This window comes from Brevundimonas sp. GN22 (assembly GCF_054824005.1).
Genome location: NZ_JSYD01000036.1, coordinates 1 through 18,046 on the forward strand (window position 1 = coordinate 1; position 18,046 = coordinate 18,046).

Annotated in this window: 16 protein-coding genes; 7 read left to right on the forward strand and 9 right to left on the reverse strand. The window is 61.8% G+C overall.

The annotated features are described in order from the left end of the window. The 3 genes from OB03_RS05835 to OB03_RS05845 all read right to left on the reverse strand — a co-directional run. A partial coding sequence (locus OB03_RS05835) for a hybrid sensor histidine kinase/response regulator (RefSeq protein ID WP_461343506.1) occupies positions 1–2,281 on the reverse strand: 2,281 nt, incomplete at its 3' end. A gap of 23 nt (positions 2,282–2,304) precedes the next feature. Next, on the reverse strand, positions 2,305–2,799 hold the full coding sequence (locus tag OB03_RS05840) for a YcgN family cysteine cluster protein (protein ID WP_242913736.1): 495 nt from the start codon (positions 2,797–2,799) through the stop codon (positions 2,305–2,307). Between the two features lie 54 nt (positions 2,800–2,853). Next, the gene (locus tag OB03_RS05845; protein WP_427846575.1) at positions 2,854–3,183 is read right to left on the reverse strand and encodes an SMR family transporter; all 330 of its coding nucleotides are present in this window, start codon (positions 3,181–3,183) and stop codon (positions 2,854–2,856) included. A gap of 211 nt (positions 3,184–3,394) precedes the next feature. On the opposite strand from OB03_RS05845, the gene OB03_RS05850 reads away from it, so the two are divergent. Beyond that, the gene (locus tag OB03_RS05850; RefSeq protein WP_242913734.1) at positions 3,395–5,206 is read left to right on the forward strand and encodes an ABC-F family ATP-binding cassette domain-containing protein; all 1,812 of its coding nucleotides are present in this window, start codon (positions 3,395–3,397) and stop codon (positions 5,204–5,206) included. A gap of 88 nt (positions 5,207–5,294) precedes the next feature. Next, positions 5,295–6,236 (forward strand): hypothetical protein, encoded by a 942-nt coding sequence (locus tag OB03_RS05855; protein ID WP_461343507.1) that lies wholly within the window; start codon positions 5,295–5,297, stop codon positions 6,234–6,236. Positions 6,237–6,307: 71 nt separating this feature from the next. Here OB03_RS05855 and OB03_RS05860 read toward each other — a convergent pair whose 3' ends face one another. After that, a complete protein-coding gene (locus OB03_RS05860; protein WP_242913732.1) occupies positions 6,308–7,177 on the reverse strand; it encodes a hypothetical protein in 870 nt (289 codons plus the stop codon). 554 nt (positions 7,178–7,731) lie between these two features. Between OB03_RS05860 and OB03_RS05865 the strand changes: the two genes are divergently transcribed. From OB03_RS05865 to OB03_RS05875, 3 genes are all read left to right on the forward strand, one after another. Continuing rightward, positions 7,732–8,703: an ABC transporter substrate-binding protein gene (locus OB03_RS05865; RefSeq protein ID WP_461343508.1), complete on the forward strand. Its 972-nt coding sequence runs from the start codon at positions 7,732–7,734 to the stop codon at positions 8,701–8,703. 77 nt (positions 8,704–8,780) lie between these two features. Next, complete coding sequence (locus OB03_RS05870; RefSeq protein ID WP_461343509.1) at positions 8,781–9,242, forward strand: hypothetical protein; 462 nt, start codon at positions 8,781–8,783, stop codon at positions 9,240–9,242. Between the two features lie 2 nt (positions 9,243–9,244). Next, positions 9,245–10,363 carry a DUF2336 domain-containing protein gene (locus OB03_RS05875; RefSeq protein ID WP_461343510.1) on the forward strand — a complete coding sequence of 373 codons (1,119 nt, stop codon included), beginning with the start codon at positions 9,245–9,247 and terminating at the stop codon, positions 10,361–10,363. Between the two features lie 74 nt (positions 10,364–10,437). Here OB03_RS05875 and OB03_RS05880 read toward each other — a convergent pair whose 3' ends face one another. The 4 genes from OB03_RS05880 to OB03_RS05895 form a co-directional block, all read right to left on the reverse strand. Beyond that, a complete protein-coding gene (locus tag OB03_RS05880; RefSeq protein WP_242913728.1) occupies positions 10,438–10,866 on the reverse strand; it encodes a Ros/MucR family transcriptional regulator in 429 nt (142 codons plus the stop codon). A gap of 361 nt (positions 10,867–11,227) precedes the next feature. Continuing rightward, complete coding sequence (locus OB03_RS05885; protein ID WP_461343511.1) at positions 11,228–12,442, reverse strand: DUF2336 domain-containing protein; 1,215 nt, start codon at positions 12,440–12,442, stop codon at positions 11,228–11,230. Between the two features lie 121 nt (positions 12,443–12,563). Beyond that, on the reverse strand, positions 12,564–13,544 hold the full coding sequence (gene cysK / locus OB03_RS05890; RefSeq protein WP_242913726.1) for a cysteine synthase A: 981 nt from the start codon (positions 13,542–13,544) through the stop codon (positions 12,564–12,566). A 119-nt stretch (positions 13,545–13,663) separates the two neighbouring features. Beyond that, positions 13,664–14,155 carry an Lrp/AsnC family transcriptional regulator gene (locus tag OB03_RS05895; RefSeq protein ID WP_242913725.1) on the reverse strand — a complete coding sequence of 164 codons (492 nt, stop codon included), beginning with the start codon at positions 14,153–14,155 and terminating at the stop codon, positions 13,664–13,666. A gap of 84 nt (positions 14,156–14,239) precedes the next feature. On the opposite strand from OB03_RS05895, the gene OB03_RS05900 reads away from it, so the two are divergent. Then, entirely contained in the window at positions 14,240–15,160 is a 921-nt protein-coding gene (locus tag OB03_RS05900) for an EamA family transporter (protein WP_461343512.1), read from the forward strand. Positions 15,161–15,303: 143 nt separating this feature from the next. Here OB03_RS05900 and OB03_RS05905 read toward each other — a convergent pair whose 3' ends face one another. Then, positions 15,304–16,815, reverse strand: coding sequence for a PAS domain-containing methyl-accepting chemotaxis protein (locus OB03_RS05905; protein WP_242913723.1), 1,512 nt, complete (start codon positions 16,813–16,815; stop codon positions 15,304–15,306). Positions 16,816–17,004: 189 nt separating this feature from the next. Here OB03_RS05905 and OB03_RS05910 point away from each other — a divergent pair. Beyond that, the coding region (locus OB03_RS05910; RefSeq protein ID WP_461343513.1) for a FliI/YscN family ATPase at positions 17,005–18,046 on the forward strand (1,042 nt) is incomplete at its 3' end.

The window sequence follows — 18,046 nt, forward strand, 5'->3', positions numbered from 1 at the left end:
CCTGAATCGGCTTGGACAAGTGATCGTCCATCCCCGCCGCCAGACACCGCTCGATCTGTTCCGACTGAACATTGGCCGTCAACGCAATGATCGGCAGCCTCCGTCCGGCTCCCTCGCCGCGCCGGATTTCGCGCGTTGCCGCCAAGCCATCCATCTCCGGCATGTGCACATCCATCAGCACCAGATCAAAGCCGCCACGACGCACAGCCGTCACCGCCTCGACCCCGTTGGTTGCCGCCTCGACCTCCAGCCCCAGCGACGACAGAATAATCGTCACCAGTTCACGGTTCGCCGCTGCATCATCGACCAGAAGAATGCGCCCCTGCACCTCGATTGCCGGCGTCGTCTCAACCGCAACCGAAACCGGCAGCGCAAAGTCGAAGTCCAGAGGCACTTCAAACCAGAAGGTCGCCCCCTCGCCGGGCGCGCTTTCATAGCCGATGTTCCCGCCCATCAGTTCGATCAGATGCCGGGAAATGGCCAAGCCCAGCCCCGTCCCGCCATAGGTTCGTGTGGTCGACGCATCAGCCTGCGTAAAGCGCCCGAAGACCAGATCGGCCTTCTCGGGGCTAAGCCCGATCCCCGTATCGACCACCTCGACCCTGACGCGATACCGGCCCTCCGGCGTCTCTGTACCGAACGCCCTCAATGAGACCGAACCGCTGCTGGTAAACTTCACCGCATTCGACAGGAAGTTCAGCGTCACCTGCCGCAAACGTCCGGCATCCCCCGAAAGCACCTCCGGCAGTCGGGCATCCTGCTCCGTTCTCAGCTCCAGTCCCTTGGCATCGCACTGGTTGGCAATGATCCCCACGGTCTGGGCGATGTGCTCGCGCAGATAGAAAGGCGACTTGTCCAGTTCGACCGCGCCCGCTTCCAGCTTCGAATAATCAAGGATGTCGTTGATGACCAACAACAGCGCTTCCGAAGAGGCGCTGATCCGGTCGGCATACAGTTTCTGCTCGGGGGTCAAACCGGCAGAGTCTTTCAACAAACCGGCATACCCCACCACACTGGTCAGGGGAGTGCGCAATTCATGGCTCATATTGGCCAGAAACTCGCTCTTGGCCGCAGCCGCCTTCTCGGCCCGATCCTTAGCCTCGATGACGTCCGCCTCCAGTTGTTTGCGCTGTGTCGCATCGCGGATCACAACAACAACGTCATCCACCTTGCCCTGCTCGTCACCGACTGCCTTGAAGGTGCACTCCACCCACATAATGCGGCCATCGCGATGCACCGCCCTGTGCTCCAGACGCGTCGGAGTGCCGGTTTTCACCGCCTGCTTGATCGCGGCCAGAACGTGTTTGCGATCTTCCTCGTAAACATAGTCGGTCGACTGGCCCGACATCTCCTCCAGCGTCCAACCCAGCAACTGCTTGATCGCGGGCGAGATGTATTTGCTGGTGCCGTCCATCTTCACGCGGGTGATCACGTCACTGACGTTCTCGGCCAGCAGGCGGTAACGCGCCTCGTTGCGCCTCAGCTTGTCCAGCAGCGCTTCTTCGTCGGTAATGTCGCGAAAAACGCCGAACATTCCGACGTACTCGCCCGCGGCATTCTTCACCGCCGCAGAACGACTGACCACGATCCGCCGCTCGTTGTCCTTGCGCTTCAAATGCATGCGCAGCGTGTAGCCTTCGCCCGTTTTCAGGCCATGCTGGATCCCGTTGCTGACCTGGTTCAGCTCCGAGGCATCGTAATAGTCAAAACCTTCTTCGATCAGAACAGGCCCCTCCGCAGGGTCCATTCCGTGAATTTCGAATACCCGCTTGGACCAGGTCTGGTGGTTGTCGGCCTTATCGACACTCCACCAACCCACGCCGGACATTTCCTCGATCATGGTCAGCATCTCATCGCGCTGCGCCACTTTGCGGTCGGCCTGTTCGCCCGCCGACAGGTCGGCAGCCACGCGGGCCAATTGCAGGATCAGCTCCCGCTCGCGCACATCGGGCTCGGGCCGCTCTGGCGGTGCCAGAAATACCATCGCCCCGTGCAGGCTGCCTTCGCGGAAAATAGGCGTACTTGCCCAGACCGGATAGGAACTTCCCTCCAGCGCCGCGCCCGACAGGATCACGCCCTCTTGCACCTGCATGGTGCGCTTGATGGCCAGACAGATTTGCATCTGCCCGTCAGTGGGCATCACCACGACGCGCGGCTCGGCGTCCAGCAGCATTTCGCCAAGGACTTCCAACTGCTTGAACCAATGCTCCGCCTGCACAGGCGGCCAGTCCGCGGTCAACCGGACTCGTTCGCTGATCTCTTCTGCGTACGCTCTCAACATGACGCCCCCTCCCCCGAGAGTGTTTAGCCCTCGTCTGTCAGCCTCGCGGCCTCTTCGGGGCTGAGCAGTCCCCGTTCCTCGTTCCACTCTTCGGCCTCGAAGTCCAAAGCGTCCTCGGCCTCTTTCAGCGCAGTCTCGCTGACGGTTTGCCGACGCACAGACACCCCTGCCTGATGGACCGTTTCCGGATCGCCCGACACCAGCGGGTGCCACCAGGCCAGATCACGTCCTTCGTGCACGCGGCGATAGCCGCACGACTTCGGCATCCAGCCCAGGGCCTCGATGTTGTTCGGGGTCAGCTTGATACAGTCTGGCACCTGTTCCTTACGGTTCGGATAATCGGTGCAGGTGCATTTCATGGGATCGAACAGACGGCAGTGTACGCGCGTCGGCACGACATCTCCCGTATTCTCGTCCTCGAACCGCACCAGACAGCACAGTCCGCAACCGTCACACAGGCTCTCCCATTCCTGTGGAGACATTTCGGACAGAGACTTGGTTTTCCAGAAAGGCAACATGGCGGGGCCTATAGGCCCTAATCCGCCCCCTGTCGCCCCCGACTTGACCGTAGGTCAGTGCACGGCCGATTTGGAGAACAGGTTAATCACGATCACGCCGCCCACAATCATCACCAGCCCAAGGATAGCAGGCAGATCCAGACGCTGCTTGAACGCCACCAGACCAATCGCGGATATCAACACCACCCCCAACCCGCTCCAGATGGCATAGGCCAACCCCACCGGCATGGCCTTCAGCGTCAAACTCAGCAGATAGAACGCCGCGCCATAACAGATCGCCATACCAATAGTCGGCAAGGGCTTGGTGAACTGGTTCGACGCCTGCAACAGGCTGGTGCCGATCACCTCGCACACAATCGCCCCACCCAGCGTCAACCACGTCATCGGAGACATAGCGCCCCTCCCTAAAATCCTACAAACCCGCACTACTTTAACCCGCGCAGTCACCAGACCTGCAACGCCCGCACCAGGATCTGGATGCTACACGCCCCCAAATAACGCGCGGTCTTGATCGGTAAGCCTTGCGTGCAACCATGATCCGGCGTCAACAAGCGCCCCATAGCCGCCGCACGCCCCATCGGCTATAGGCGGCCCCATGGCTGCCAGACCTCCCCTCGTTGCACTTAAAGACATCCACCTTCAGGACGGACAGCGCCCGCTGTTTTCCGGCGTCGACCTTGCCGTAGAGCCCCGCTCTCGTGCCGCCCTTGTGGGCCGCAACGGTGCCGGCAAGTCCACCCTCATGAAGGTGGTCATGGGCTATATCGAAGCCGACAGCGGCGACCGCGCCGTGCAGGCCGGCACCCGCTTTGCCTATGTGCCGCAAGAACCCGTCATCACCGGCGAGACCCTGCTCGACTATGCCTCCTCCGGCGCTGCCGAGACGTGGACGGCCGAAAGCTGGCTGACCACCTTCGGCCTCAACCCCGAGAAATCGACCCAAGGCCTTTCCGGCGGCGAGATCCGCCGCGCGGCGCTGGCCAAGGCCTTCGCCGAAGAGCCGGAAGTCCTGCTGCTCGACGAGCCGACCAACCACCTCGACATTCTGGCCATCGAACTGCTCGAAGAAGAGCTGATCGCGGCCCGCTTCGCTGTTCTGGTCGTCAGCCACGACCGCGCCTTCCTGAACCGCGTCACCAACACCGTCCACTGGCTTGAAGGCCGCAAGGTCCGTACCCTGTCCAAGGGCTTTGCCGAGTTCGACGACTGGGCCGCCAAGGTGCTGGAAGAAGAAGCCATCGCTCTCGAAAAGCTCACCAAGACCATCGAGCGCGAGACCGAGACCTTCTACCGCTCCATCACTGCCCGCCGCACCCGCAACGAAGGCCGTGCGCGCAGCCTTGCCGCCCTTCGCGCCGAACGCGCAGAGAAGATGAAGGACGTGCCGCGCGACCTCTATATGGGCGTGGATTCCGGTGCCATCTCCGGCAAGCTGGTGGCCGATCTGAAAGGCGTTTCAAAGTCCTTCGGCGAACGCACCATCTTCAAGAACCTGACCACCCGCATCATCCGCGGCGACCGTCTGGCGATTGTCGGCCCCAACGGCGCGGGCAAGACCACTCTGGTCAAGGTGCTGCTGGGCGAATTGGCTCCCGACGAGGGCACCGTCCGCATGGGTGCCAACCTCGAACCGCTTTACCTCGACCAGTCCCGCGAAGGCCTGAAGTCCGACATGACCCTGTGGGACGCCCTGACGCCGGGCGGCGGTGACAGCATCATCGTGCGCGGCTTCCCCAAACACGTCGCCGCCTACGCCAAGGACTTCCTCTTCTCCGAAGCCCAACTGCGCCAGCCGATCTCCACCCTGTCGGGCGGCGAGCGTAACCGCCTCCTTCTGGCCCGCGCTCTGGCGAAATCCGCCAACCTGCTGGTGCTCGACGAGCCGACCAACGACCTCGACATCGACACACTGGACAAGCTGCAAGAGTTGCTCGACGGCTACGACGGCACCCTGATCCTGGTCAGCCACGACCGCGACTTCGTAGACCGTCTGGCCACCTCGACCATCGCCATGAACGGCCGTGGCGACATCGTGGAAACTCCCGGCGGCTGGCAGGACTTCGTGCGCCAGAACCCGGGCTTCATCCAGCCGCCCAAACCCGTAGCAACAGCGCCGGCAGGAGCGCGTCGGGTCGAGAAGGCGGAGCCTTCTGATCGCGCTCCCACCAAGAAAGCCAAGCTTTCGTACAAAGACTCTCGCCGTCTCGAAGAGATCGAAAAGCTGCTGGAAACCCTGCCCGCAGAGATCGAAAAGCAGGACGCTATACTCGCCGACCCCGATCTCTACAGCAAAAACCCCGCCGCTTTCGACAAGGCCATGAAGGCCGCCGAAAAGGCCCGCGCCGATCTCGAAGCTATCGAACTGGAATGGCTCGAACTCGAAGAGAAGAAGTCAGCCCTCTCCTAAGCTTAACCATTCAGGCTTCTTTACCACTTTTCCGCCACAATCAGACATCCGGCGATTCTCTTCGCCGGATGTTTCTTTTGGGGGGAAAATGAAACGGAAACCGTGGCTTAATGAACAGCGGCTCGAACGTATCGAGACCGCTTATCTTCAGGCTCTGCGTATTGGCGGCCTATTGGTCGCCACCTTGTGTCTGCTGGGTGCCCTCTATTTTGCAGGCGACGCTCTGTGGCGTCTCGCCGTCAAAACGGAGGTCGCGCCCGAGGCAACTGCCGTCGATACGGCGGCCTTGGCGCGCGAAGTAGCGACCCAGCCCAAGGCCTCGGATGCCAAGGATACCGACTATCTGAAGAGCGAGCACGACCGCTTCGCCAAGGACGTCTGGCCCAAATACTACAGCATCTACAAGAAGGCCTTCGACGCGCACCGCAATACGAGCGACCAGCTGATTTCGTCCGACGATATGATGGCTGCGCTCGGCTATGACCTCGACAGCTACCGACAGGCCTACGCTGACGATGCTCCAGACTACATCAAGTCCATCCGCCGCATGGTTGACGACGCTGCCTATCAGCAAGCGGCGCTCAAACATGTTCAGGAAATCATGACCGCAGCGCCGGTCGTCAGTAAGCTGACGGCCTATAAGTCCGCGTCGAAGTCCGAGCAGCGCTGCACCACCACGCCGCGCACCGAACGCGTAGCCCGTGTCTGCGGCTACTACTACGTCTATGACTGCAGCTATACGCGCACCGTACAGGATCGCCGTTGCGAAGCCGTCTTCCCGGATTCGGTCATGACACCGGCCGCCGCATTCGAACGCGCCGATGCCGTGTTCGCCAGCAGTTGGCTCGGCGACGAAGCGGCCAAACGCTCGACCGCAGTCGAAGAGTCCGAAAAACGCCAACTGCTCCGCGGCGGCATCGGCCCGCGCCTGCAGCTGGCCTTCCTCATCATCGGCGGCTTCTTCGTCGTGATGTTCTTCTTCCTGCTGGTGGCCATCGAGCGCCACCTGCGTCGCCGCCCGATTGCTTAAGCCCTAGGCGCCCAAGCTATCGGACCAAACTTCAAGGGCGGCAGGATCATCCTGCCGCCCTATTTTTATTCTCAGCGCGCCGTTTTGACTTCCACCAGCATTATCCCCGGACCGGAATGGATTTGCAGGCTCGCCCCCTCGGCACTTTGCCAGTCCCCTTCACCTTGCAGACGCCAGCCGTGTTCTTCCAACAGATGCGGCACCTCGTCTTCCAGACTGGCAATACGGGTATTGGCCAGCGCACGGACGGCAACCTGACATCCCCACGTATCGGCTCGCGCAATCACGGTATCGCGCGCTTCATCGGCGTGGGCCACCTCGCCCGCTCCGCCCGAAAAGGTCCGCAACTGCGCCATCAGCACAGCCCGCTTTTCCGGCGTCAGGGCGTCCAGCTCGTCCCCCATCAGCGGACAGACATCGGTAACGGCATCCAGCACCGCCCGCCCCGCATCACGCTGGCTGGCGTGTGTAGCGGTATCCACTCGAAGCTTCAGCAACGGTGCCGGTATCGGGGGCAGAACCACCACCCGCCCCATGTCATTCACCGACTTGGCAATAGCCAAGGACATAGAATAATCGTTCGAGACGAAATAGTGTGCGCCATCCCCGCGCTCGCCCTGTCCCAGCGCCCCCAGACTGGGCACCTGCCGCCAGCCCAGCCCGTCCTCGGCCTGCACCCAGTCCCGCACCGCCTTGAGCGACGCCTCGCCATCGCTGCCGATCAACACGTCGCATCCATTGGGGCTCAGTCCCAGAAACACGCCCCCCGGCCCTTCTTCGGACGCCAGCACCATGTTTTTGGACTGGCTTTGGTCATCGCCGCGAAGGTTCAGCTGGCCCGACTGCATCTGCACGCACAGGTCGGTCCCGCGAACGGCCGCCTCTGCAATTGGCGAAGCCCCCGCTCCGCCCGCCAATAGCACCATCAATACGCTCAGCATCGCCGCGCTTCCCCGCTGGCCAACATCTCTGAAAATCACAGTTATCCACCGATACAGTGAAGCTTAATGGTGCGCCACCTTGCCAAGCCCTGTAATTTGAGACACCAACGTTATGTCAAATGACGTGATCACGGAAAATGCAGGGTTCCGCCACCTCGGTCCGCACGCCTTTGGCACATTAAGGTCTGCGTCAGTGGATATGATTTTGTCGGTAAGGTTGAGCCTGCGAAGGGCCGTATCCCCCGTCGCCGCTGTTCTCTGCAGGTTATGTGCCGCAGCTAGGTCACGCTCAAAGACCGAGCCCGCGCTACGCGTCCCCCGGCGAATCCTGATCGATCGATTGTTTTCACTGATATTTTCAGATCTTCAGGAGAGAGGTGGTCCCCATCCACCTCTCTCCCAGTATCTGTCGGGTCAAAACTTCGACCATCAATTACGGGCCCAACCCTTTCCATTCGCGGGCTCCATGCTTATTGCAGCCGATAATGTCTCTTGCTCGGCCCTCCAGACGTGAACTGATCTACGGCCTCACCGGGGCGACGGTAGGTCTTACCTTGTCCGGATGCAGCCAGAACGCACCTGTCGACGAGCAGGGTCGCGTTCGCCTGCGTCTTGCCGCGCCCGGCCCTGCCCGCGCCGAGCACGCCGGTTTCTATCAGGCCATCGCCGACGGCTCCTATGCGCGTCGCGGCCTGAACGTCCAGATTTTCCACGGCAACTCGGCCACCGACGTCTCCCAGCGCCTCGCCGCAGGCCAGGCCGAGCTGGGCCTTGCCCGCGACAGCTTCGCCGCCCTGCGCATGATTGCCGACCGCGCGCCGGTAAAGGCTGTCGCCGCCTTCCTGCAAAAAGACCTGCGCGTCCTCATCGCCCACGGCAGCGAGGCCCCACGAGACCTCATGGCCCTCAGCGACCTCAAGGCGCTGGGCGAGCGCCCGCTCTATACCGAAGATCCCGAATGGTCGGACTTCTGGGCCTGGCTGCAACCGAAATACCAGTTGGCCCAGAACCAGATACACCGTCCCGAAGGCGGGGCGCTGGAGCCATTCCTCGAAGACCCGCGCAGCCTGCTGATCGGCTCTCTGACGCGCGAGCCTGCCTTGGTCGGTGCGACCAAGCCCGATCTGGCCACGCGCCGCTATCTGCCCGCAGACGACGGCTTTGCCTCCTATTCCGGTATTGTGCTGGCACCGAACGCCTTTGCCCGCGACAATACCGAGGCGCTCAAGCACTTCATCGCCGCCTCCGCAGAGGGTTGGCGCAACTATCTGAACGGCGAGCCAGACCCGGCCCACGGCCTGATCCGTCGTGCCAATCCGGCGACCCCGCAAGGCTCGCTGGATACAGCCCGCGAACTGCTCAAGACCCACAGCATCGTCGATGGCGGAGATGCCGCCCTCTACGGTCTCGGCGCGATGACGGCCCAACGCTGGGAAACTTTCGCCGAGCAAAGTCGCGGGGCCTACGCCTCCGATCCGAATTGGCGCGAAGCCTTCACACCCAGCTATCTTCCGGCCTTAAAATAATCGCTCCGTTAGTGCGAGATTAAGCCACAAGCGTCACTGTTAGAGACTTATTGCCGCGCCTGACCGGAGCCGCTTGCTTGCGCCCAGTTTCGACCCTTGTTCTGACAGCCACAATGGCGGCGCTTGGTGCGCCGGCCTATGCTGCTGTCACGGGCAACGAGGCTGTGGTTATCCCGCACGGTGGCTGGAACTATCCGCGCGCCGCCACGCCCACGTCGGCCATGGTGGCTCCCGCCGATCCCTACGCGCCGCGCCCCGATGCCCCGATATTTCGTCTCGGCGAAGCCGCACCGGTCGCCGGTGAGGCGAAGCCGCGCTCGGATACCGATGGGTCGCGTTACTATTCTGTCCACCGTCAGGACGGTCGCACGCCCGATGCGCCGCCCCGTCCAGCGCCGATCTACCTTGATGCCCTTCCGGTCGATCTGACCACCGTCCCGTCCAGTGACGATCTGGCCGCCCCCCCGGCAGCGCCACAAATGATCCGCGATGCCAACGGCCGCTTGCGCGCCGTGGCCGACTACCAAGATCCGACGTAACCATGTCCACAACCGCTTCTTCCGACACCGCCATCCAGTCCCGCCTGCCGGAACTGATGAATCTGGCCAAGCAGACCGACAGCGGTGCCCGCCGCACCCTGCTGCGCGAGTTGACGGACAACTTCTTCGGCGCACCCGAACGCACGCCTATCGAGCAGGAACTGTACGGAGCTGTCCTGAGCGACATCAGCCGTGCCATGGAGATCGAGGTCCGCGCCCAACTGGCCGAGCGCTTCGCTTCCGCGCCCGATGCGCCGCATCAGCTCATTCGCCAACTGGCCAATGACGAAGCCGCCGTCGCCGCTCCGGTGCTGTCGCAATCGCCGGTGCTCACCGACGATGACCTGATCCACGTCATCCGGACCCGCAACAGCCAGGAGCACATGCGCGCCGTCACCCAGCGCGAGCACGTGGCAGAAGCGGTCTCCGACGCCATCGTCGAACACGGCGACGACGTCACCCTCCACGCCCTTCTGTCCAACGAAGGTGCCCGCCTGTCGCGCTCGGCAAACGAAACGGCTGTTGATCGTGCCAAGGCCAACCCCGAGCTTCATCAGGTCACGGTTTCGCGCACCAGCCTGCCCATCGACCTACTGAACGAAATGTATTTCGAGGTCGAAGAGCGCCTGCGCGAGAAGATCCTCGAAGAAAACGCACGCCTTGATCCCGCCGCGCTGGAAGAAGCGCTGGCTGCGGGGCGTACCCGTGTCGCTACCGATGACGGCTCCCTGCCGCCCGACTATGCCGAGAGCCTCGCCTATGTCGAGGAACTGCGCGCGGCCAGCCAACTGACACCCCAGACCTTGGCCCGCTTCCTGCGCTCGGGCAGCCGCTCCTGCTTCCTGATTGCACTGTCGCAACTGGCCGAAATCGACTTCCACGTCGCGCGCAACATCGTCGAGCGCCGAGAGCTGGATGCGTTGGCTGTGGTTTGCCGCGCTGCCGATCTGGATAAGGCGCTGTTCCTGACCTATGCCGTGGTCCTTCTGAACAATGACGGCAATGCCATGGGCAAGGCGCGCAGCTATGCGGCCATGTATACCTCGCTTGACCGCGATACAGCCCAGCGCACCTTGCGCTTCTGGCGTACACGCCGCGCCGCGATGCAAACCGCCGCCTGATCTACTGTACACGGACAATAAAAAAGGCCCGCATCCCCCGATGCGGGCCTTTTCCATAGACCTGAGGTCCAGACTTACTTCTTGGCGCGGGTGGCGCGGGCCGGCTTACGGCCGCCTTGGCCCAGACCCATTTGCTTGGCCAGATCGGAACGAGCCTTGGCATAGTTCGGAGCAACCATCGGGTAGTCTTTAGCCAGACCCCACTTGGCGCGGTATTCTTCCGGGCTCATGTTGTACTTGGTGCGCAGGTGACGCTTCAACGACTTGAACTTGCGACCGTCTTCCAGGCAGATCAGGAAATCAGGCGTAATGGACTTGCGCAGCGGAACTGCCGGTTCACGCGGTTCCGGTTCTTCTTCGACCGGAGCAACAGTGATGCCCGTCAGCGCGGCGTGAACCTGCGAGATCAGAGCCGGCACGGCTTCTGCAGGTACCATGTTGTTGCTGACGTACGCAGACACGATGTCTGCTGTCATTTCGAGCAGTTCAGGTTTTTCGTCCATTTTAATCCCGCCAGATTGATTGCAATTTCGGGCCATTTGGCTGACCCTATATTTCTTTTGTTAGCGGGGACGCATGGTGGTCAGACGTCGCATGTTGTCAAGTCCGTATTCTTTAAAAGCGTAAATAGAGCGCAAGCTTTAATGTCCAAAACAGATCGCAAACTGTATTTTGGAAGCTTAGAGCCGAAGCGTCTTTTATAAAGAATGCTGATACTTAAAGAAGGCGACTGAGCTTTCGCGCAGAGATTGAATCGAATTCCTGCGGGCCAAAGCACAATGGGCCGCACCAACTGCGCTACAGTTTGAAGTAACGGTATGAAGAGTTAAGTACCACTAATCTCAACGGAACTTTGACGCCGCGTCAATTTTTGAAATCGTCCGACAGCGCCAGCATGGCCGCGCGCTCTGCCGCAGAGAACTGATCGATCAGGTGGTCCTCACCCTCGCGAATTGCACGGATGAGTTGAGGCGTCAGGGCGGACGTCAGCGACCAGTTCCAGTACCGCACGACGGTCTGGGCCCTGTCGACAGCCAGCATGTCATAGACGATCTGAACACGTTCCCAGCGAGGGTCGGAAGAATCGTCCGAACCGGGACGGCGCATCGCCTTCCACAAGAGGGCCAAGTAGCGCTTGGTCAGGCCCGTGGACTTGCAAAGGACCGCTATGGACTCTCCACCCTCGTCGCTGAGGATCTTCGCCGCCGTCAAAGGCTTCACGCCCGCCAGATGGCCGATCTCGGCAACCACATCCGGCGTCAAACCTGTTTCTGCCGCCGAGGCAATAATGCCCTCAAGGCCTTCGAACGGCGACTTCTTGGCGGCCTCGCGGTTACGCTGGCGACGCTCGATGAATTGCAACGCCTTGCGCACAACCGGATCGGACCAACCGTCCTTGGCGGCCACGCTGAACATGTCGACCACCGAGCCCTGCAGGACTTCGCGCGATACGGCAAAGCGGCGCAGGATGACGCTGCGCTCTTCATGGTTGCACCACCAGAACATGACATAGGCACTGGAGGGGCGCAGTTCCGGGCGCTTGAGCAATGCGCCACACAGTTGCGGATATTGGCGCGACAGAGCCACAGCTTCTTCAAGCGAAGTCGTGGGCACCACCGCCTCGCGGTTGTTCAGCACCAGCTCAATCACCTCGACCTCGCCGCGCTCTATCAGAGCCGCACAAACCGCCGGCGAAAGTCCACGACGACCGGCGATCAGCTTGCGGTGTTCGGTGGTGGTATCGCGCGCGCAGGTGATCAGGTCATGATCACTCAAAGACGCGCACTCCAGCAGCAGTTCGCGCGCGACCACAACTTCATCACGCAGCAGCAGACGCAGAATATTGTTCGGGATGTCGGTCAGCGGCACCAGTCGCGCGGCAATCCGGCGACGCTCCTCGACCGAAGCCTGCCGCATCATGTCCACCAGCAGGTCCGCGACGACCGAGCGTTCAAAGGCATTGATACGGCTCGCAGGCAAGCTGACCACGTCCGCCAAGCGGCGAAGCAGCATCAAGCGCGCCCTGTCTGTATCGGCGGCTGGCTTGGAGTCAGGTTTGAACACTGCGGCACTTCCCATACGGCCACTCTGGCACGCGCGGGTTAACTACAAGTGCAAAGCGGGGCCGAAAATGGCCCCGCCGCATATTTCTGCACCTCAGATGTCAACTGCGACAGTAAAGCCGCAGATATCCTTGTTTTTACAGACCTTCGAACAGTGCGGTCGAAAGGTAACGTTCTGCAAAACTCGGAATGATGACCACAATGGTCTTGCCCGCATACTCTTCCTGCTCGGCGAGCCGGAACGCGGCGACCAGTGCAGCACCCGAAGAAATGCCGACAGGAATGCCTTCGGTACGGGCAACCTTGCGCGCCATTTCGAACGCGTCTTCGTTGGCGACCTGCTCGATGCTGTCGATAACGCCTGTGTCGATCACGGGCGGCACGAAACCGGCACCGATGCCCTGAATCTTGTGCGGACCAGGCGCACCACCCGAAAGAACCGGCGAAGCGGTCGGCTCGACGGCCACCATCTTCACGCTTGGTTTCTTGGCCTTCAGCGCATGGCCGACGCCGGTGATAGTGCCGCCCGTGCCAACACCGGCAATGACCACATCCACCGAACCGGCGGTGTCGTTCCAGATTTCCTCGGCCGTGGTGACCTCGTGAATCGCCGGATTGGCGTCGTTTTCGAACTGTGCCGGAGAGATCGAGCCGGGGATTTCAGCCAGAAGTTCCTCGGCGCGGGCAATCGCGCCCTTCATGCCCTTTTCGGCTGGCGTCAGTTCCAGCTTGGCACCCAGCAGCGCCAGCATTTTGCGACGCTCGATCGACATGCTCTCGGGCATGCAAAGGATCAAGTTGTAGCCCTTGGACGCCGCCACAAACGCCAGCGCGATACCGGTATTACCGCTGGTCGGCTCGATCAGGGTCGCGCCCGGCTGGATTTTACCCGCCTGCTCCAGAGCTTCGACCATGGCCACACCGATGCGATCCTTGACCGAGGCAATCGGATTGAAGAACTCCAGCTTGGCCAACACGCGGGCCTTGGGTTTCAATTCCTTGGTCAGGTTCGGCAGCGCCACCAGAGGCGTATCGCCAATCGTATCGACGATGCTGTCGAACACCTTGCCCCGCCCGGACTTCTTGTGGCGGCTGGCATCATAAGAGGTGTTGGACATGGCGATCTCCTTGGCGTTGAATCTTGGCATCAGACATAGAGCGTATACGCCTGCCCACAAGGCAGAGCGTCACAGGATTTCTCAAGATATTTTTAGAAAAACTGGCACGTGACCGCTCATCACGAGCGCGTGCGAGAGATAACGCGCTGTGAAGGATCAAATGACATCACCTCGCGGATCGTCAGCAAGGTGGTGAAGTTGCGCACCCTGTCATCATCGCTCAGCGCCTCGCGGGTAAAGGTGTCATAGGCCTCCATATCCGGCACAACGACATACAGAATGAAGTCCACATGTCCGGTTGTGTACCAAAGACCGTGAACCTCGGGCCGTGACTTCAGCTTGCGCATCAAGGCGTCGATGACGGCAGTCCCTTCGCGCTCCATCTCGACCAGCACATGCATGGTCAGCGCCTTTTCCAACCGCCCGCGATCCACCACCGCAACATCGGCAACGATCACCTTTTCGGCCCGCAAGCGACGCAGGCGTCGCGACACGGCCGATTCCGACAACCCCACCTTCTCCGCCAGTTCCCGTGCAGGCGTCAGGTTGTTCTGGCGTACAAGGTCCAAAAGGCGGTGATCGAAATCATCGAGTGCGAGCGTTTCTTGCATTAAAGATTCCCCTGCGACGGAAACTTGCATCCGCGCGAGCAAACTTGCCAACACAAACGCACGGCGCGGTCGTAGGTTCAAACCATGATCCGTACCGCGTCCTTCCCCGTCACTTCGCGCCTTGGTGTGTATCTGCCCTACCTCGCACTGGTGGGCGGCATCCTGTTCCTGTCTGGCGGAACGTCCTTCGCCAAGACCCTGTACCCCCACGTCGGACCGATGGGCACAGCGGCCCTGCGCGTGGGGTTGTCGGCTCTCATTCTGACAGCCGTGTTCCGCCCTTGGCGCGCGCGGTTTACGCGCGCCGACATCAAAGGACTGGCGCTGTACGGTGCGGTTATGGGGTTGATGAACCTCAGCTTCTATATGGCGCTGAACACCATTCCGCTGGGCGTTGCGCTGGCTATCGAGTTCACAGGCCCGCTGTCCGTGGCGCTGTTTAACGCGCGCAAGCTGATCCACCTCGTCTGGGTGGCGGTGGCTGCGCTGGGACTGGCACTTCTGTTCCCGTTCGACACCTCGGTATCCAACCTCGATCCCGTAGGCTGTGGCTTTGCCGCGCTGGCAGCTCACTTCTGGGCGGGCTACATCGTGTTCGGTCAGCGCGTAGCGCATCTTCCGTCAGGTGCGACTGTTGCCGTCGGCATGGGCTTTGCGGCCATGGTGGTGGTGCCGTTCGGCACGGTGACTGCCGGTGCCTCCCTGCTGTCGCCCGCGATATTGGGCATGGGCGTGCTGGTAGCCCTCGCATCCAGCGCCATTCCGTATTCGCTGGACATGGTCGCCCTTCGCAGCATTCCCAAACGCACCTTCGGTGTTGCCGTCAGTGCCGATCCGGCCGTGGGCGCGCTGGCTGGCCTCCTGTTCCTGAACGAGCATCTGACCTTCATGCAGTGGCTGGCGATTGCAGCCATCATGACCGCCTCCATCGGTGCCGTCCTCACCACGACCCACGCCGCCCGCGTAAACAGCAAGACCACGCCCTCCGATCAGGCTCTCCTCTAAGCACGCAAAAGAAAACCCGCCTCTGCCGGGGGGAGCAAAGGCGGGAAGTGAGGGGACATTCCTGACTGGAAATTCAGTCGTATAGTGATGCGGCCCTGGTACTACTGAGGGGGCAAAGTTAAGTGACCAGGGCCGCCTCGCCTTTAGAAGTCTGCAAACTCAGCGGAGGGGGAACCGTTGACGACTGCTTTCAGGCGAGATCTTTGGCTTACTAAAGCGGGGGACATTCCTCCGCGTAAGCGTTGTTCGGAATGATTTGGTTCCCGGGATACCATTACCCGGGAAGAGGCGTCCTGGTTGCGACCGGTATTGAACCGGCTGACCAGAGCGGCCAGTTGGCGGGTTTCGTTCTGAAGCCCGGTGGCGGCGGCGGTGGTTTCTTCCACCATAGCAGCGTTCTGCTGCGTGACCTGATCCATCTGGTTCACGGCGGCGTTCACCTGACCCAGACCGGTGGCCTGTTCTTGCGAGGACGCGGCGATCTCGGCGGCCAGCGCATCCATCTCGGCGACCTTGGCCGCAATGGTTTCCAGCGCACGACCCGATTCACCGACCAGCTTCACGCCTTCCGCCACTTCGTGAGCGGAGGCCGAGATCAGAGCCTTGATCTCCTTGGCGGCTTCGGCAGAGCGTTGCGCAAGGGTGCGCACTTCGGATGCCACCACGGCAAAGCCGCGACCGCTCTCGCCGGCACGCGCCGCTTCGACGCCTGCGTTCAGGGCCAGCAGGTTGGTCTGGAAGGCAATCTCGTCGATCACACCGATGATGTCGCCAATCTCGGCCGAGCGACGGCTGATGCCATCCATCGCAGCCTGTGCCTTTTGCATGACCTCGCCGGAGCGGTCGGTCTCGGCGCGCGCCTCGACGGCAGCGGTCGAGGCCTGACGTGCCCCTTCCGCGCTGCGTTGGACGGTGGCCGTGATCTGGTCCAGTGCCGCAGCCGTCTCTTCCAGACTGGCGGCTTGCTGTTCGGTGCGGCGGGACAGGTCGTCTGCCGAGTTGGCGATTTCTTCCGAGCCGGTTTTCAGCACACCGACCGCATCGAGCACCTGATCCAGCGCGGTGCGCAGGCTCGACGTGGCACCGTTGAAGTCGTCCTTCACGCGCTGATGGGCCCCTTCCAGCGCCACCTCGATGGAGGCCCGCAAGTCCCCTTCCGAAAGCTTGGCAAGGTTGTCGGCCAGAACTTCGACCAGACGGCTTTGGGCCGCTTCGGCGGATTGACGCTCGGCCTCGGCACGGCGGGCGGCCTGTTCGGCCTCGGTGATGTTTATGGCCAGTTTGACCACCTTCACCGCACGGCCGTTGTCGTCCAGAACGGGGTTATAAGAGGCTTCCAGCCACACTTCTCGCTGGCCCTTGGCCATGCGGCGGAATTTCTTGGCGACAAAGCGCCCGTCATTCAGTTCACGCCAGAAAGCAGCGTATTCGGCCGTGGCGGCTTCGGCCGGATCCATGAACATGCGGTGGTGCTGGCCGCGGATCTCATCCAGCGAATAGCCCATGGTCTTCAGCAGGTTTTCGTTGGCATCAATGATGGTGCCGTCGAGTTCAAACTCGATCACTGCCTGGGAGCGACCTATGGCGGCCATACGGCGCTCCAACTCTTGAAGTCGGACAGTATCCTGCGCAGCTTGGGGGTTCTTTCTGAACATGGAGCGCTTTCGAACTTGATGTGGTTGGGGTCAGCCTTCACCGTGGATCATGGCTTCGGAAACCTTTCTTTTTCTAATGACAGCGTTACGTCAAAACGCGCAGCCTAAGGTTTACCCGCGATTAACCATAACTGCGGCACAGCAAAGGTTGAGCCCATTTAACGCGCGCGTACGCGCCGGATATCCGCCTTGCGCCAGCTAATCGCAGCCGCCCAATCCATCGAACCCATCGTGGTCACCGGCAAGGTGGCGGGCGTTAACGGCCTGCTGATCGAAAGCCGTGGCGGCTTGTCGCGCTTGGCGGTCGGTGCACGCGCCGAGATCAGCCGCCGTGGCCAACCGCCCCTGCCTGCAGAGGTTGTCGGCTTCCGCGATGCCAAGGCGCTACTGATGCCCTATGGCCCTGTCGAGGGCGTAGCCCCCGGTGCCGATATCAAGATTTTGGAAGCCGCCGCGTCGGTCAGCCCGACCACCCAATGGCTTGGCCGTATCATCGACGCCTTCGGAGAGCCGATCGACAGCAAGGGCCCGCTGCCCCAGGGCGGCCAGCCCTATACGCTCAAGGCCTCGCCCCCTCCCGCGCACTCGCGCGACCGTGTGGGCGAGCGTCTGGACCTCGGCGTGCGCTCGATGGACGTGTTCACCACCACCTGCCGTGGCCAGCGGCTTGGCATCTTCGCAGGTTCCGGCGTGGGTAAGTCGGTGTTGCTGTCCATGCTGGCGCGTCAGGCGACCTGTGATGTCGTGGTCGTCGGCCTGATCGGTGAACGGGGCCGCGAAGTGCGCGAGTTCATCGAAGAGACACTGGGCGAGGACGGCCTGCGCCGCGCGGTCGTCGTGGTCGCCACCTCGGACGAACCAGCCCTGAAACGCCGCCAAGCTGCTTATATGACCATGGCGGTGGCCGAATACTTCCGCGATCAGGGTCTGGAAGTCCTGTGCCTGATGGACTCCGTCACGCGCTTTGCCATGGCCCAGCGCGAGATCGGTCTGGCGGCGGGCGAGCCGCCGACGACCAAAGGCTATACGCCGACCGTCTTTACCGAACTGCCGAAGCTGCTGGAGCGCGCTGGTCCCGGCCCGCGCCTGCCGGACGGTCGCCAAGCCGGACCCATCACCGCCCTGTTCACCGTGCTGGTGGACGGCGGCGACCACGACGAACCCATCGCCGATGCCGTGCGCGGTATTCTGGACGGCCACATCGTCATGGACCGCAAGATTGCCGAGCGAG